General features: G+C 40.7%; 13 protein-coding genes. All 13 read left to right on the top strand.

Going from position 1 to position 16,753, the window contains the following annotated elements; genetic code table 11:
* The first annotated feature begins 68 nt into the window (after positions 1–68).
* The gene (locus AC0YN6_RS24865; RefSeq protein WP_475750246.1) at positions 69–920 is read left to right on the top strand and encodes a carbohydrate ABC transporter permease; all 852 of its coding nucleotides are present in this window, start codon (positions 69–71) and stop codon (positions 918–920) included.
* An 85-nt stretch (positions 921–1,005) separates the two neighbouring features.
* On the top strand, positions 1,006–1,791 hold the full coding sequence (locus tag AC0YN6_RS24860; protein WP_475750244.1) for a carbohydrate ABC transporter permease: 786 nt from the start codon (positions 1,006–1,008) through the stop codon (positions 1,789–1,791).
* A 35-nt stretch (positions 1,792–1,826) separates the two neighbouring features.
* Positions 1,827–2,375, top strand: coding sequence for a glycerol-3-phosphate responsive antiterminator (locus tag AC0YN6_RS24855; RefSeq protein ID WP_475750202.1), 549 nt, complete (start codon positions 1,827–1,829; stop codon positions 2,373–2,375).
* A gap of 222 nt (positions 2,376–2,597) precedes the next feature.
* Positions 2,598–3,407 carry a sugar phosphate isomerase/epimerase family protein gene (locus AC0YN6_RS24850; protein WP_475750201.1) on the top strand — a complete coding sequence of 270 codons (810 nt, stop codon included), beginning with the start codon at positions 2,598–2,600 and terminating at the stop codon, positions 3,405–3,407.
* Positions 3,407–4,264: an HAD family hydrolase gene (locus tag AC0YN6_RS24845; protein ID WP_475750200.1), complete on the top strand. Its 858-nt coding sequence runs from the start codon at positions 3,407–3,409 to the stop codon at positions 4,262–4,264. Before AC0YN6_RS24850 ends, AC0YN6_RS24845 begins: the two co-directional genes overlap by 1 nt.
* A gap of 179 nt (positions 4,265–4,443) precedes the next feature.
* The gene (locus AC0YN6_RS24840) at positions 4,444–6,846 is read left to right on the top strand and encodes a sensor domain-containing protein (protein ID WP_475750197.1); all 2,403 of its coding nucleotides are present in this window, start codon (positions 4,444–4,446) and stop codon (positions 6,844–6,846) included.
* A gap of 116 nt (positions 6,847–6,962) precedes the next feature.
* Positions 6,963–8,702, top strand: a complete 1,740-nt coding sequence (locus AC0YN6_RS24835) for a sensor histidine kinase (protein WP_475750195.1) — start codon at positions 6,963–6,965, stop codon at positions 8,700–8,702.
* A gap of 2 nt (positions 8,703–8,704) precedes the next feature.
* Complete coding sequence (locus AC0YN6_RS24830; protein WP_475750194.1) at positions 8,705–10,039, top strand: response regulator transcription factor; 1,335 nt, start codon at positions 8,705–8,707, stop codon at positions 10,037–10,039.
* A gap of 117 nt (positions 10,040–10,156) precedes the next feature.
* Positions 10,157–11,884, top strand: coding sequence for an extracellular solute-binding protein (locus tag AC0YN6_RS24825; protein ID WP_475750192.1), 1,728 nt, complete (start codon positions 10,157–10,159; stop codon positions 11,882–11,884).
* 87 nt (positions 11,885–11,971) lie between these two features.
* Positions 11,972–12,862, top strand: coding sequence for an ABC transporter permease (locus AC0YN6_RS24820; protein ID WP_475750190.1), 891 nt, complete (start codon positions 11,972–11,974; stop codon positions 12,860–12,862).
* Between the two features lie 15 nt (positions 12,863–12,877).
* Positions 12,878–13,768, top strand: coding sequence for a carbohydrate ABC transporter permease (locus tag AC0YN6_RS24815; RefSeq protein WP_475750189.1), 891 nt, complete (start codon positions 12,878–12,880; stop codon positions 13,766–13,768).
* A 31-nt stretch (positions 13,769–13,799) separates the two neighbouring features.
* Positions 13,800–15,062, top strand: coding sequence for a Gfo/Idh/MocA family protein (locus tag AC0YN6_RS24810; protein ID WP_475750187.1), 1,263 nt, complete (start codon positions 13,800–13,802; stop codon positions 15,060–15,062).
* A 15-nt stretch (positions 15,063–15,077) separates the two neighbouring features.
* Positions 15,078–16,739: a DUF4091 domain-containing protein gene (locus tag AC0YN6_RS24805; protein WP_475750186.1), complete on the top strand. Its 1,662-nt coding sequence runs from the start codon at positions 15,078–15,080 to the stop codon at positions 16,737–16,739.
* The last annotated feature ends 14 nt before the right edge of the window (positions 16,740–16,753 follow it).

Below are 16,753 nucleotides of genomic sequence, written 5' to 3'. Positions count from 1 at the left end.
GGCTTGTCCCCTTCTTGCTTTCTCGCAGATTACTAGGAGGAGATTACTTGCATTTTCGTAATAGAAAAATGTGGGGCTATCTATTCATACTCCCTCAGGTTATTGGATTGATTGTATTCCATATCATTCCCTTAATTTGGGCTGGATATATTAGCCTCACAGATTTTGATGGCTTTGGACGTAATAACTTTATTGCTTTTGACAACTACTATAGTCTATTTAAGGATGATGAGCTGTGGGGTTCCTTGCGTAACACGGCTTATTACGCCCTGCTAACCGTAGGAATCGGTGTAACAACAGCTTTACTTGTTGCGCTTGCTCTTAATGTAATGAAGGGTAAGAGCTTCTATCGAGTGTTCTTTTTCATGCCTGTTATTACAAGCACTATTTCAATGGGTGTTATTTGGGTGTGGATGCTGAACGGGGAACTTGGCATTATCAATTATGTGTTATCTGCTATTGGCATTGAAGGTCCAAGTTGGTTAATTGATGAGCGCTGGGTCATTCCATCTATCGCACTAGTCGGTATTTGGGCTACACTCGGCAAGGATATGATCATTTTTTTAGCAGGCTTACAGGGAATTTCTAAGAGCTATTACGAAGCAGCCGAAATTGATGGAGCATCGGGTTTTAAGCAGTTTTGGCATGTTACATTACCGCTATTATCGCCTACAACGCTATTTGTCACGATTTTGGCGCTTATTAATTCTATTCAGGTATTTGATCAGCCCTATGTTATGACAGGAGGCGGCCCTGGCAAGAGCAGCTATACTCTCGTTTATCTCATCTATAATCAAGCGTTTGTTGAATTTAATATGGGACGAGCTTCAGCAGTTGCGATGATTCTATTTGCCGTTATATTAATTATTACACTAATTCAATTTATTGCTTCAAAAAGGTGGGTCCATTATGAATCTTAATCGTAATGAGCTGAATATCTCAGCTTTGCCTAGCCAAAAACGTTGGCTCATTCGAAAATTACCCACTCTATTCTTGCATGCTGTTATGGTAATAGGCGGATTGCTTATGATCTTTCCATTTATATGGACCTTAAGCAATTCATTTAAGTCAATGGCAGAGATGTTTGCATATCCTCCAGTACTATTACCGGAGAAATTGTTATTCAAAAATTATTTGGATTCCTTGACAGCGATGCCCTTTGACTTAGCTTATTGGAACAGTACCTATATTACCATTGCAATAGTAGTTATTCAGCTTTTGACTTGTACATTGGCAGCTTACGCTTTTGCTAGAATTCAGTTTCGAGGACGAGAGTTTATCTTTATAGTCATTTTAGCGATGTTGATGGTGCCGCATCAGGTTACAATGATTCCAACTTATCTCATAGTGAGTAAGCTAGGATGGCTTGATACACATTGGGCATTGATTGTACCCAACTCCATTTTTTGGGCTTTTGGTGTATTTATGATGCGTCAGTTTATGATGGGAATTCCTGCAGAGCTGGAGGAAGCAGCTATGGTAGATGGTGCCTCTCCACCGCGAATTTACGCTCAAATCATGCTGCCGCTTGTTAGACCTGCACTAGCTGCGTTAACGATTTTCTCCTTTCTAAGCAATTGGAATGCTTTTCTTTACCCGCTGCTCTATCTTAGTGATCGCAGTCTGTTCACTGTGCCGCTGCTGCTTAATGCCTTTAAAGGGCAATATAGCACAAACTGGTCACTAGTTATGGCAGGTACGATGATTTCAGTTATTCCTGTTTTGATTGTGTATCTGATTGCACAAAAGCACATTATTGAGGGAATTGCCATGACAGGCATTAAAGCGTAAGTGATGACCTGAATGGATAGGAGAGGAAGTATAGCATGAGTAAACAACATCTTGATTACCCTCTAATTGCTGCGGTTACACGCCCAGAGCAAATGGAAGCAGCTCTTAACAGTAAGGTGAATCGTATCAACTTAATGACAGGAGATATTTCGCAATTAGCATCTATCGTTGAACGTGTACATGCAGTGGATAAGAAGCTCTATGTTCATATTGAAATGGTAAATGGAATCAGCAGGGACAGTAGTGGGATTCATTACTTAGCCAACGTCTTTAAGATTGATGGTATTGTCTCTACAAAAAGTAATGCCATAGCATCGGCTAGGCAAGCTGGTATTGGGACTACGCAGCGTATATTTGCCATCGATACGGCTGCAATTGAAACGGCACATAAAATGTTTCATAGTTCTAAGCCTGATGAGGTTGAACTTATGCCCGGCCTTATGCCAAGAATTATTAAAGAAATTCGATCCCAGTGGGACAAGAAGCTTATCGTAGGTGGCTTAATTCAAAGCAGGGAAGAAATACAATTAGCGTTTGATCATGGAGCAGATTATGTTTCATTGAGTAATCCAAGTTTTTGGTAAGGAAGCAACTGAATAGATGGTAAGAGCAGGTGGAGATGATGAGAAAACCTAGCCGGAAAAACAGGACGTTTTTTTTGGCTGCCTTTTTTCAGCATCTCTTTTTTTAATACTTTTTAGGAGGGATACCATGTCTGATGGATCAATGAAAAAAGGAAATATGAGTAGGAGAAAAATGCTTAGAATAGAATTTTTACTAATATATAACCTATAGGAGTTGATTTTATGTTAAATGACATAATTTGTATATCAGATTTAATATTACTTTCCGAGTCTCTTGAAACAAAAATAGAAGCACTTAAAGAAATAGATGTGAACTATGTTGAATTGCTAGTTGACGGTAAAGCTTGGGACGATACGATTCAGAGTTATGCTAAGTATACACCTTATTTACGCCAATCTGGATTGAAATTCAGTGTTCATCCACCTGCTTGGGATACGAATCTATCAAGTGAGAATAAAAGTATTCGTGAAGCAACCTATGTGGAATATTGCAGAGCCATTGAGTTCACATATGCAATTGGAGGAAAGCATGTTGTCATTCATCCTGGTTTCTGTTACTCACCTGGATTTGACAAGGAGCTTGCAAAGCAGCGTGCATATGAGCTTGTCTCATTATTATGTAAGATAGCAGAACCGCTTGGCATAAGACTCGCGATTGAGAATGTTGGATATAACGGCTGTTCATTATTTACACAGAAGGAATACGTTGAATTTGTTGCAGGTTTGGATGCAAATGCAGCATATTTAATCGATACAGGTCATGCTCATCTGAATGGCTGGAATATCCCTGAGCTAATTAAAGCGACCAAAAATCGTCTTTGCTCAATTCATTTACATGATAATTTTGCGGATGGTGATCGTCATTTGCCAATTGGCAGTGGTAACATTGATTGGGAGCCAATCTTTGCAGAGCTGCGTGAAGTGAACGGTTGTCTACCTATTCTTGAATATGCCCCAGGAACAAGTCTTGAGCAGCTGAAGCAGTCCATGAATCTTGTGAAAAATAAATTATATGCTGGGATTATTTCTTAATGAGTAGTATTAAGTTAATTATAAGTGATCTGGATGGTACACTGTTGTCTGAGAGGAATGAACTAGAGCAGGAGGTACTCGATGCCATCGAAAGGTTTCGAGATGCAGGTGGACAATTTACAATTGCGACAGGAAGACCACTAATTACAGCTTTACCGATACTCCAAACGTTAAATATCGGGCTTCCTGTTATTCTCTGTAATGGAGCGGTCATTGCCAAGGATGGTCTTATTGTGGAACAGCATTGTTTTACTTTAGCTAAGCTTAGCAATTTGCTTATTGAGGCATATCACCACGGACTGACGGTACTTCTTTTCTGCCGTTATGATGTATTTATATTTGAACGTACAGCAGTTGCCAAAGTTTACGAGCAAAAGGAAAAGATATCTTGTACCGTAATCTCCTTAGAGGAGATGAAATGGGTAGAGAAGCAAGCTGATAAAGTTATGTTAATAGGTGATATTGGGCGATCATTATTTCTATGGATGGAGTATAAGAGCACACTAGGCGATCACTTTGAAGCTTTTCAATCAGAATATAACTATCTTGAAATTGTAGATAAATCATGTAGTAAAGGAAGCGCAGTTACTACTGTAGCAGAGTTACTTGGTGTTAGCCGAGAGCACATTATGACAATTGGTAATGAAATGAATGACTTACCTATGTATTCAGCATCGGCTGTTGGGGTTGCTGTTGCCAATGGACGAGAAGGATTGAAGGAAGCGGCTGACTATATCTGCCAAAAAGCTTATGGTCAAGGAGTTGTGGAGGCAATAGAGCGGTTTGCGGTGTTGATCGAAGAGGAAGAAGCAGATGCTAGAACGAAGAATGAAACTAAGATGGAAAAATTAGAGTAAGGTTTTGAAGTAACAGAAGATGAGTATGCTGGATTAATCCACAACCGCATGGGGTTGTGGATTTTTGCTGTTTGAATAGATGAATAGTACTTGTTCACTAGGGATAAGGAAACCAGGAAGGAGAATTGGGGTTTTTTGTCGAATCTATAGGAAAAATAGGGAAATTTGGTGAGACATCTATGATATCGACCTTGGAACAGTCATCTATCATTTTAATATCTGATGAGAATGGAATTATTACATATGTAAATGATTCATTTTTAGAAGTATCCAATTATGAAGAAAATGAAATTATCGGACATTCTTTTAATAAAATGAGCAAAGCATTTAATTCTGATCCACTTGTTGATCCATTTTGGGAAAGGCCAAGTCAAGAGAACATATGGAAAGAAAAGATCAAGTGTCAGTCGAAGGATGGTATGGACTATTGGTTGGATATGACCTTTATTCCTTGTAAAAATAAACGAGGCGTTATCTTTCAATTTATAGCAATTGGGATGGAAGCTATGAGAAGCAAGGCGATTAATGAATCGTTTACCAAGACAATAAAGGATTTGCACGATATTACAAATGCGCTCGATGAATCTTCAATTGTTGCAATTACTGACAATAGGGGTGTCATTTCGTATGTAAATGATAAATTTTGCGAAATTTCTAAATATGCTGCAGAAGAGTTAGTTGGTAAGACACACAGGATCATTAACTCCGGTCATCATCCTAAGTCATTTTTCAAAGTGATGTGGGATACGATTAGACAGGGGGAAGTATGGAAAGGCGAAGTAAAGAACTGTGCAAAAGATGGAAGCGAATACTGGATGAATACAACGATTGTACCGTATCTTGATGATGCTGGTGTACCATATCAGTATGTTGCCATTCGTACGGATATTACTGATCGAATTCGGGCGGAGACAGCTCTGGCTGAAGCGCTTCAGAACGATTTTATTCGAACCGTCAAAAATTTGCGGAATTGTATATTTAAAGTTGTAGCTGATGAGAACAATAAAATTACGTATACACTAAGTGAGGGCAAGCTTGCTGAAGAGTTGGGTCTTACAAAGGATAAGGTTTTGAATAATACACCGCGTGAAATTTTCAACGATGAGGTCGCGAAGCTAATGGAGGTCAATGTGTATCAAGCATTAGCCGGGAAGATCGTGAATTTTGAAATGGATTATTTAAATAGGTCTTTTTACATTACGTTGTCCCCTATTCAGGAAAATGACCAAATTGTTGAAGTTGTAGGCTCCATGATTGATATTACTGAACGTAAAAAAGCAGAAGAGACCATTCATTATATGGCTCATTATGATGCATTGACGCATTTGCCCAACCGGACGCTATTTAATAATCTTTTAATGAAGGCTGTCGCTCTTGCGAAAGAAAAACAGGAGAAAATTGGCGTCATATTTATTGATCTAGATCGATTTAAAATGATTAATGATACGCTGGGACACTCTATGGGGGATCATTTGCTAAAGGCGGTTGCGGTTTGTTTAGCTGGGTGCTTGCGAAGCTGTGATGTTCTCTCTCGTCAAGGAGGAGATGAGTTTACTATATTTCTTCCCAATATTAGCCATGATAAAATCGAAGAGATTGCTCAGCTGATCATTGATAGGATGTCGGAGGCATTTTGCCTTGAGCATATGGAAATTTATATAACGCCAAGTATTGGAATTAGCATATTTCCGGACGATGGAGAAGATATTGAAGTATTGCTCAAAAATGCGGATGCGGCTATGTATTTGGCGAAGGAAAAGAGAAGAAATAATTATCAATTTTTCACGAAGGAATTGCATGAATCCATTGCAAGCAAGCTAATGCTCGAAGGTGATTTGCGCAGGGCTCTTGATCAAAATCAGTTTATCCTCTATTACCAACCGAAGGTTGATATTGTTTCCAAAGATATTATCGGTATGGAGGCGTTAATTCGCTGGGATCATCCTGAGCTGGGTCTTGTCTCACCTATGGAATTCATTCCAATAGCAGAGGAGACAGGCTTGATCGTTCCGATTGGGGAATGGGTAATGCGAACGGCATGTAACCAAGTAAAGGAATGGCATGATGCAGGGTATGAGCAAATGTCAGTTGCAGTCAATATTTCGTTGCGTCAATTTATGCAAAATGATTTTCATGATGTAATTAAAGGTATTCTTGAGGAGGCGGACTTATTGCCCCAATTTCTAGAGCTTGAGATTACGGAGACCATCGCGCATGATGCCAAGCAAACCATTCGGGTGTTAAATCGTATTAAAAGCCTAGGAGTAAAAATAAGTATTGATGATTTTGGAACAGGGTATAGCTCTTTAAGCTATTTAAATCAATTCCCGATCGATCGGCTTAAAATAGACCAGTCATTTGTTCGTGATTTGAATCCTAGAAATCAAGCGATTATTAAAACAATCATAGATATGGCGCATAACATGGATATAGCCGTTATAGCAGAGGGAGTAGAGACTGCGGAGCATGTTGAGTTTCTAAAGCAGCAGCAATGTAAGGAAGTACAAGGATACTACTATAGTAAGCCTCTTTCTAACATAGATGCCTATAAATTTATGAGAGAACATCGAAGAGACACCTAAAGGGGTGTCTTCTTTGTTTGTTTGCTCTAATATAAATGTTGAACACGCTGAGCGAAGTCTCTGTTATGATATTAATCAGCATAACCAGCATGAGATGATGAAGAAGGAGATATTGTATGAAATTGCAGGCTGCCGGCAAAGCGAAATGGTTTGTCTATCAGAAAATTGTAATCGTATTCATTGTGTTTCTAGTTCCTCTCATTTCGATGAACATCTGGGTCAATTATAAGGGCATGTCTTTTTCAAAAAATACGATGCTGGATTCAGCCGAAGCGGGAGCTTCCTTTTACGCGAAGCAATTGGATAAGGAAATGTATTTTATTCGCAGTCAGCAATTGGGATTTATTAACGGTGAAGATTTGCAAAAGCTTAGCTTTAGGGGAGGAAGCCTCGGCAAATATGATGAGGTCAAACTCATTGAACAGGTGAGAGAGCGACTTAGCATTCTCATGAATTCGAGTGAATATGTAATTGATGCAGGGGTTTATATTGCTTCAGCAGGTAAAACCATCTCGATTTCGAATGGCGTTACCGATACGCCAAATAATGAATATCATTTCATTTCTGCAATATTAGGAGTTTCAATCAAGCCTTCCTTTTATAGAGATAATGATCGGATATTGTTTATTGAGACGGCGAATAATGACGGCATTTGGTCGTATATTGAACTTTCGAAAGCGAAGCTGCTCGAAGAGCTGCATCAAATTACGACTTTATATCAGGAGTCAGAGGTATTGCTTGGGAGTGAAAGTCTAGGCAGCGTGTTTTCTACGACGGAAGATGATCAGGCCATTACGGTACAGCAACAGCTGGTTACAGAGCCTAATGATCAAGCTGACAATATGTCCAAAATGGAGAAAGTGAACGGCATCCGCTATTTTGTTATCAATAATTTTGTCAGCTCTTTGAATTTGTCATTAATTATGTATGTGAATCAAAATGAGATCACCAGATCATTAAGTCAGTTTTATACGTTGTATTACCTCTTGTTCAGCATTACCATTATCATTCTTTTGTTATATTCGTTCTCAGTTAATGTCATGATTCATCGCCCATTGTCCAATCTAGGCAAGGCATTTCGAATGATTGAAACAGATAATCTGAATATAGTCATTGAATCCAAGACAAATGATGAATTTCATTATTTATTTCAAAGCTTTAATCGTATGGCACATCGATTGAACGTTTCCATTAAGGAAAACTATGAACAAAAAATAGCGCTGCAGCACTCGGAATTAAAGCAGCTGCAATCTCAAATCAACCCTCATTTTTTATACAACAGCTTTTTTAATATTTATATGATGTGCAAAGTAGGGGATTCTGATAGTGCCGCGGAATTATCTCAAAAGCTTGGGAGCTATTATCAATACATTACAAGAAGCGGCTCTGATGAAGTGCTCCTCAACAAGGAGTTTCAGCACGCACTCGACTATTGCGAAATCCAATGTATTCGCTTTTCCAATCGTATTTCGTATGAATACACCGAGATTTCGAATCGACTGCATACCGTTTACGTTCCAAGACTCATCATTCAGCCGATCGTCGAGAACGTATTTGATCACGCCTTTGAAGATGGTACGATGAACGGCGTTGTCTATATTGGAGCAAGCTATCAAGATAATACGGTACGCATCACCGTAGAAGACAACGGCGCTTTATTAACAAATGATAAAATAGAGCAATTGCAAGAGCAGCTTGAAGTCAAAACCAAGCAGGTTGAAAAAACAGGATTAATTAACGTCAGCAATCGTCTAAAACTAATTTATGGAGCGGGCAGTGGCTTATTCGTGTCCCGAAGCCAATACGGCGGTTTGAAAGTGGAGCTTATTATACATCTTGAGAATAAGGGGGCATAATAATGTACCGATTGTTAATCGTGGATGACGAGCCTGTCATTGTGAATGGCTTAGTACAGCTTTTTCAAGGAAACAAAGACTTTGAGCTGGATATATGCAAAGCATATTCCTCCGGTGAAGCGCTTGAAATTGCAAAGAAAACGAAACTGGATATTTTGATCAGCGACATTCGTATGCCTCAGAAGAATGGTCTGCAATTAGTAGATGAAATGGTATACTACTGGCCCTCATGCCGGGTTATCTTTCTTACGGGGTATAGTGAATTTGATTATGTATACGAAGCGTTAAAGAAAAATGTAGAAAACTATATTTTGAAAACAGAAGGAATTGAGCCTATTTTTCAAGCAGTTAAAGAGATAATAGGTAAACTAGAAGAAGAGAAGAGCCTTCGGCTTCAGCAGGAAAAGGCGCAAAGACATATTCAAATCGCGGAGCCTTATCTAAAAAAAGAACTGATGGAAGCGATGCTGAGCGGGGAATCACTGCCTTCTCTATTGACCGAGAACATCTATGCGGAAGTGGACTTTGGCATTGCTGCCGAGCGCCCCTCTTTCTTCCTTGTAGGCCAAGTGGATCGGCTGGAGGTTCATAATTTAAAGGTATTGGAATCCGTGCAACGGATTTTTGATAATCATCTGCCAGTCTCCATAGCGAGAGAGAAAGCTGTCTATAAGGGCAACACGCTTGTGTGGCTTCTTCAAGCAGATGAGGAATTATTAGGACGCTTTAGAGGGGCTCAATCATCTGCGGATGGGAACGGGCACGGTATAGCATCCTATATGAAAGGCATTCTTGAGCTTGTGCAGAATGAATGTGTAGAGGTGCTCTCCGCTTCGGTTTCATTCGGCATTTCTGGGAATTTATTAGGGAAGTGGGATACACTCCACCTTCAAGTGGAAGCCGTTTGTGCAATAATTCAGAAAAGAGCGGCATATGGTCAAAAAATGATTATTGTTGATTATGAAAAATCGGTCGATTGTGAATCTGGTGTGAGCGGCGAGATGAAGCAAGAGGAATTTAAACAATTGCTAATTGAACAAATTCACCAATATGTTCATAACAATCTGTCCAATGATGTGTCCCTCACGGCTATTGCTGATGAAGTTCATTTCAATCCATCCTATTTGTCGCGCTATTACAAGCAGATCACGGGACATAATCTATTAGAGTATATTCAAACCACAAAAATGTCCGTTGCCATTGATCTGATGAAGAATACATCATTGAAATTAAACGAAATTGCACATAAGGCAGGTTTTGATTCGCCTTCGTACTTTACGACCTTTTTCAGAAAGATGACGGGACTTTCACCTCAAGAGTATCGAAATTCACAATAAGTAAAAAAAACAAAAGTGATGTAAAAAAAGTGAAATTGAAACCGCTTTCCCTCTCAAAATATAATAAACATAGGGAGCAGGGCTACTAGCATTATCAAAAGGGGGAAAGTGTTCCATATGAAAAATTATAAAACGATGAAGACGATCTTATTGTTATCGCTGTCTCTTTCGACCATTACAGCATGCTCGAGTCAAGGAGATAACAAGGAAAACACGCCAACCTCTAAACCGTCATCAGAGAACAATCAGACTGAAGCTGCTCCACCAGATCCATTCGGCAAATACCCTGAAACGGTTACGGTTACTGAAGTACTAGGATTTAATCCGCCTGAAGATTCAAGAACACCAAAAGGAATTACTCCGGATCAAAATGCTTACTTCAAAGATCTCAAAGAGATGATGAACATCGAAGTGAAATATAAATGGACCGTCCCATCCAGCCAATTTGAACAAAAGTTCTCACTTGCGATGGCATCGGGAGACCTGCCTGATATTTTAGAGCTGGACCCGAAAAACTTCGAGAAGCTGAAAAAGCAGGATATGCTCGCTGATCTTACAGAAGCTTATGAGCAATACGCATCGCCAACACTTAAGAAATACATGGAATCGGATGGCGGCTTTGCAATGAAAACTTATAATGCAGACGGCAAACAGCTGGCAATTCCAGCTTTTGAAGATCCATTCCTATCTACTCAATTGCTTTGGATTCGGAAGGATTGGCTTACAAATTTGAACTTACAAGCGCCTACAACGATCGATGAGCTGGAAAAAGTTGCAGAAGCATTCGTGAAAAATGATCCGGATCAAAATAGCAAGGATGATACTTATGGTATTTCATTGCAGAAATCGCTGTTTTTCTGGGGATTTGATGTAAGAGGATTATTTAACGGATTCGGTGCCTACCCATCCATTGGTGATGCTCAGACGGCTTGGATCAAAGATGGTGAAGATAAACTAATACCGGGTCTTATTCAACCTGAAGTGAAGACGGCGCTTAGTAAGCTGCAGTCTTGGTACCAAAACGGCATTCTGAATAAAGAGTTTGCGCTGAAGGATGAGAACAAAGCTGTAGAAGATATTACTTCAGGCAAGGTTGGTATTTCATACGGAGAATGGTGGTACCCGAACTGGCCGCTTAATCTAAATATTGACAATGATCCGAAGGCGGAATGGATTGCCGTTCAAATTCCAGGGCTAGACGGTCCAGCAAAATCACTTGTTCCGAAAATTCGCGCTGGCAAGGTGTTCGCTGTAAACAAAAATGCGAAAAATCCTGAAGCTGCTATTAAAATGATCAATTTCTATATCGAAATGGGTAATAAACAATATTTAGAGAAAAACAAAGCAGAGAATGGTTATGTATATAACTGGTTTAATCCACGGATCTACAACCCTGCACAAATTGAAACGATCTATACAGAAGTAAACAAGGCACTCGACGCTAAACAGACTGAAATTACGATTGATGATGAGAATTTCAAGAATGTAGCGGATGTTTTCAAAGCAGGAACAGATTTCCTTGCAGGAAACACAAAAGATGCTTCCAAAGGCGTAAATTGGGGTCAATATTATAGCCGTGCAGCCAAAGATGGCGGGTGGGGAACGACGCGTAAAATTAAAGAAAGCGGAGCGTTTGTAAACAATGAATTCTTTGGACTTCCTACAAAAACACAAGTAGAGAAGGGCGCTCAGCTTGATAAGCTTATGCAGGAATCGTTTACAAAAATTATTATGGGCGGCTCGATTGATGAATTTGATAAGTTCGTTGCAAGCTGGAAGTCGCTAGGCGGCGATGCTATTACAGAAGAAGTTAATGCATGGTATAGCGAGCAAGCCAAAAATTAAATCTTAAATTAAAAAGCGGGAGAGACGAGTCGAGGAGTCGACAACTCCTCCCGCTTTAAAATTAGCAGCTGGTTAGGAGGGTCATCCATGAGAACGCTGAAAAAAGAATATGTGCTTCATTTGATGCTAGTGCCTGGTGTTATCGCTACGTTGATCTATGCATACGGTCCTATGGCTGGTCTTGTCATGGCTTTTCAACAGTTTGAACCATTATCCGGTTTTTTCAAATCAGAATTTGTTGGCCTTGAGAATTTCCGTTATGTATTTGCTTTACCGGATTTCACTCAGGTGCTTTGGAATACAATCATTATCGCGATCTTCAAAATGGTCCTGTTTCTGCTTGTTCCACTCATTCTTGCGCTGTTGCTAAATGAGGTTACAAGAAAATGGTTTTCAGGCTTCATTCAGTCTGCCATCTTTCTTCCGTTCTTTCTGTCATGGACCGTGCTTGGGGGCGTCGTTATTGAATTGTTCTCTCTGAGCGGGCCTATTAATGGCTTATTAACTGAAATGGGAATCCAGCCTATTATGTTTATGCTCAACAATGACTGGTTCAGGGGTATTGTCATCGGCTCAGACGTCTGGAAAGGCATGGGCTACAATATGATTGTTATGCTCGCAGCCATTGTAGGTATCAATGCAACGCTTTATGAAGCGGCAGAGGTTGATGGAGCAGGGAAGTGGAAGCAAGTCATACACATTACGCTTCCAGGCATTTCTCCAATTCTTATTTTGCTTGGTGTATTGAGCTTAGGCGGAATTCTCAATGCTGGTTTTGAACAAATTCTAATTATGTATAACCCGACTGTTTATGAAGGTGCAGATATCATTGATACATTCGTTTATCGACTAGGGATGTTCAGTCAACAATTCGGACCAGCAGCGGCAATCGGCCTCTTTAAATCGGTCATCTCATTAGGGCTAGTATCCGTTACCTACTATGCAGCTTACAAACTTAACAATTACAGAATATTCTAGAGCGGAGGTAATACGGTGATACACAAACCATCCATCAACAGAAAGCTATTTGTCGTGTTCAATACGTTGCTGTTAACTTCAATCACGCTGCTCGGTATTATCCCGTTTATTCATTTACTTTCTATTTCACTTAGCTCGAATACGGCAGCGATGGCAGGGGAAGTAAAGCTTTGGCCTGTCGGTTTCTCCTTGGATGCTTATCAATACTTGGGCGAGAAGGTAGAGTTTTTCCGTTCCCTAGGGGTTTCCGTTCAGCGGGTCGTGCTTGGGACAGCTGTCAATATGCTCCTTGTATTTATTACAGCTTTTCCACTTGCTAAATCGAATAATCAGTTTAAATTTAGAACCCCTTATGTTTGGTTTTTTGCAATTACGATGTTTTTCGGCGGTGGATTAATTCCTACTTATATTATTGTCAAAAATACAGGCATCATTGATTCGATTTGGGCACTCGTTTTGCCAGGTGCTTTGAATGTGTGGAATATGGTGCTCATGTTAAATTTCTTCAGATCCATTCCGAGAGAACTGGATGAGGCAGCTACAATTGACGGTGCAGGACACTGGCGAGTGCTTTGGCAAATTTATTTGCCTGTATCGCTTCCTTCGATCGCAACCATTGGATTGTTCACGATTGTCGGGCACTGGAACTCTTGGTTTGACGGTATTCTTTATTTGAATTCACCGGAAAAGTATCCACTGCAAACTTATCTTTCTACATTAATTATGTCGATAAATGCCCAAATGTCCTCCATGTCTATCGAGCAGCTTAAAGTGATGGACAACTTAAGTGAGAAGACACTTCGAAATGCGCAAATTTTTATGGGCGCTTTGCCTATCATGCTCGTATATCCGTTCTTGCAAAAGTATTTTGTTAAGGGCATGACCGTAGGAAGTGTCAAGGAATAGATAGAATTATAACAACGAGGAGAGATTATTCATGAAGAAAGTTACTGTTGCATTAATCGGTGCGGGATTACGTGGAGTAAACTATTTGGAGTACGCTCTTCAGCATCCAAACGAGCTGCAAGTTGTAGCAGTTGCTGAACCGGTTGCTGAGCGCCGGGAGAGCTTCCAAGCTAGGCATAGTATTCCGGATCATATGTGTTTTGAGAACTGGGACGATTTTTTCGCTATGCCGAAGCTCGCAGATGCTGTACTCATTTGCACCCAAGATAAACAGCATTTTGATCCGACAATGAAAGCACTTGAGGCCGGCTATCATGTGCTGCTTGAGAAGCCGATGTCTCCGGACGCCAAAGAATGCTTGCTTATGGGAGAAAAGGCGTCTCAGTTAAATCGTGTGTTTTCGATTTGTCATGTGCTTCGGTATACTAATTTCTTTTCTACAATTAAGGGACTATTAGAAAATAAAACAATTGGTAATTTGATGTCTATCACGCATAATGAAAATGTAGGATTTTGGCATCAAGCACATAGCTTCGTGAGAGGAAATTGGAGCCGGAAAGAGGACTCCAGTCCAATGATTCTATCGAAGTCCAGTCATGATCTAGACATTTTGCTCTGGTTAGCAGGTTCGGAATGTGTTCGTGTATCATCCTTTGGATCACTCTCTCATTTTACCTCCGAGCAAGCGCCGGCTGGGGCGCCGTTGCGCTGCTTGGACGGTTGCCCAGTTGCAGATGATTGTCTCTACTATGCTCCTAAGCACTATTTAACAGAGGATACGAATTGGCCTACATCCGCAATAAGTAATGATTTGAGCTATAGTGCGCGTTATAAGGCGCTAGAGGAAGGCCCTTACGGCAGATGCGTCTATCATTGTGATAATGATGTCGTTGACCATCAGGTTGTGAATATGGAATTTGCTAATTCCGTCACGGCAGCATTTACGATGAGTGCATTTACTAGAGATGTCAGCCGTACAATTAAGCTTATGGGAACCAAAGGGGAAATCCGCGGTGCCATGGAGAAGAATGAAATTGAAGTCATTCATTTTGGCAGCGGCAAGGTTGAACGAATCTCCTTTGAAGATATCGGAGGTCACGTGGGTCACGGCGGCGGCGATATGGGCTTACTCAAGGATTTCTTAAAGCTGGTAAGAGAAGACGGTAAGCGTCAAGGGCTTACCTCGGCAAGTCAATCTGTTCAAAGTCACTTAATGGCTTTCGCAGCGGAGCAATCAAGATTGGATGGAAACAGTGTCAATCTCAAAGATTTTGCAAAAAGCATCCTAAAATAATGAGGTGTAGTAGTAATGAATAATTCAATCCAATTTGAGACGAAGTTACTAAGCTCTTTGACAAAAGTATTTGCAGATGAGATACCAACCGAACAAGCCTTTAACAGTGCATCTGCACTTTTCGGTGAGACCTATTCATTCCAAATCGCATACACTTCAGACACGCTCTTAAAAAATATAAATGTAAATATTGACTCATCCCTTGCAGACCGTATTTTGATTAGATCGGTTGGGCTGGTTCCTTCCGAGATGCCTTGTTTCCAAAACCCTGATGATAACGTTCTACGCACGACACCGGGACTATATCCAGATCCGTTATATGAGCTCAATCAGCAATCCATTAGTGCGGTTCCACAGCAGTGGCGTTCCATTTGGGTGAGCGTTGAACTTGATGAATCTGTCTCTGCAGGTCTTTATTCCATTCAAATCTCCTTCCTAACAGATAAAGGAGAGACTTTAGCGGTATCGGGTGTATTTCAGTTGACTGTCATTCCCGCTGCATTACCTCCGCAAAAATTGATTCACACCGAATGGTTTCATGTGGATTGTATTGCGACGCAGTATGGTGTTGAAGTGTTTAGTGAAGCGCATTGGGCACTTCTGGAACGCTATGTGGACTCGATGGTCAAGCATGGCATGAACATGATTTTGACGCCGCTGTTTACGCCGCCGCTCGATACCCTCATTGGAGGAGAACGTCCAACGGTTCAACTGGTGCAGGTAGATGTCCAGGGAGATCGTTATACATTTGGCTTTGACCAGCTTACACGGTGGGTGACCATGTGCAGAAAGCTTGACGTGAAGTACTTTGAGTTTTCACACTTGTTTACGCAATGGGGAGCAAAGTGTGCTCCGAAGATAATAGGAACGGTACATGGGGAAGAGAAAAAATTATTTGGTTGGGAGACGGATGCATCCTCAGAAGCTTATCGCAGCTTCTTGGATCAATTCCTGCCAAGTCTTGATCGATACTTGAAAGAGAATGGACTGGATCAGCAAAGCTGGTTCCATATTTCGGATGAGCCGGATCTCAGTCAATTGGAATCTTATCAAGCTGCAAGCGAAATTGTGCGTAAGCATTTATCCGATTACCCTATTATGGATGCTCTGTCTGATTTGGATATGTATGAACGGGGTTTGGTGCAGAGGCCGATTCCGGCGAACAATCATATTGAACCGTTCCTAGAGCATGGCGTTCCAGATTTATGGACCTATTATTGCTGTGCGCAGCATCAAGAAGTATCTAACCGATTTTTCAACATGCCTTCTTCTAGAAACCGGATTATTGGACTTCAATTGTATAAGTTTGGGTTGCAGGGCTTTCTGCATTGGGGCTTTAACTTCTGGTATTCACAGTACTCCATCGATCAGAAGCTTGATCCCTATCGGTCAACGGATGCAAAGCTCGGATTTCCTTCGGGAGATTCCTACTTGGTTTATCCGGGTGAAGAGGGCCCAATTGAATCTATTCGCTTGGAAGTTCTCTATGAGGCGATGCAAGATCTACGCGCGTTAGAGCTGCTTGAGCAGAAGATTGGCAAAGAACAGACGATAAAGCTATTGGAAGAGGGTTTAACAGAGCCATTAACGTTCTCTGTGTATCCGAAAGGCAGTGGAGAATGGCTGTTAGCGGCAAGAGAGAGAATTAACCAAGCGTTAGCCAGTCATTATGCTTAATGATTATACGATTT

The sequence above is a fragment of the Paenibacillus sp. J22P15 genome (genome assembly GCF_056269345.1).
The sequence above is the reverse complement of the archived record's forward strand: the minus strand, read 5'-3'. Positions and strand labels throughout refer to the sequence as shown.

What these genes read in the sequence shown, in the direction of transcription:
- AC0YN6_RS24805 (WP_475750186.1), top strand. Translation starts at nt 15,078, where the DNA reads ATGAATAATTCAATCCAATTTGAGACGAAGTTACTAAGCTCTTTGACA.
- AC0YN6_RS24860 (WP_475750244.1), top strand. Translation starts at nt 1,006, where the DNA reads ATGGTAATAGGCGGATTGCTTATGATCTTTCCATTTATATGGACCTTA.
- AC0YN6_RS24855 (WP_475750202.1), top strand. Translation starts at nt 1,827, where the DNA reads ATGAGTAAACAACATCTTGATTACCCTCTAATTGCTGCGGTTACACGC.
- AC0YN6_RS24835 (WP_475750195.1), top strand. Translation starts at nt 6,963, where the DNA reads ATGAAATTGCAGGCTGCCGGCAAAGCGAAATGGTTTGTCTATCAGAAA.
- AC0YN6_RS24830 (WP_475750194.1), top strand. Translation starts at nt 8,705, where the DNA reads ATGTACCGATTGTTAATCGTGGATGACGAGCCTGTCATTGTGAATGGC.
- AC0YN6_RS24845 (WP_475750200.1), top strand. Translation starts at nt 3,407, where the DNA reads ATGAGTAGTATTAAGTTAATTATAAGTGATCTGGATGGTACACTGTTG.
- AC0YN6_RS24825 (WP_475750192.1), top strand. Translation starts at nt 10,157, where the DNA reads ATGAAAAATTATAAAACGATGAAGACGATCTTATTGTTATCGCTGTCT.
- AC0YN6_RS24820 (WP_475750190.1), top strand. Translation starts at nt 11,972, where the DNA reads ATGAGAACGCTGAAAAAAGAATATGTGCTTCATTTGATGCTAGTGCCT.
- AC0YN6_RS24810 (WP_475750187.1), top strand. Translation starts at nt 13,800, where the DNA reads ATGAAGAAAGTTACTGTTGCATTAATCGGTGCGGGATTACGTGGAGTA.
- AC0YN6_RS24850 (WP_475750201.1), top strand. Translation starts at nt 2,598, where the DNA reads ATGTTAAATGACATAATTTGTATATCAGATTTAATATTACTTTCCGAG.
- AC0YN6_RS24865 (WP_475750246.1), top strand. Translation starts at nt 69, where the DNA reads ATGTGGGGCTATCTATTCATACTCCCTCAGGTTATTGGATTGATTGTA.
- AC0YN6_RS24840 (WP_475750197.1), top strand. Translation starts at nt 4,444, where the DNA reads ATGATATCGACCTTGGAACAGTCATCTATCATTTTAATATCTGATGAG.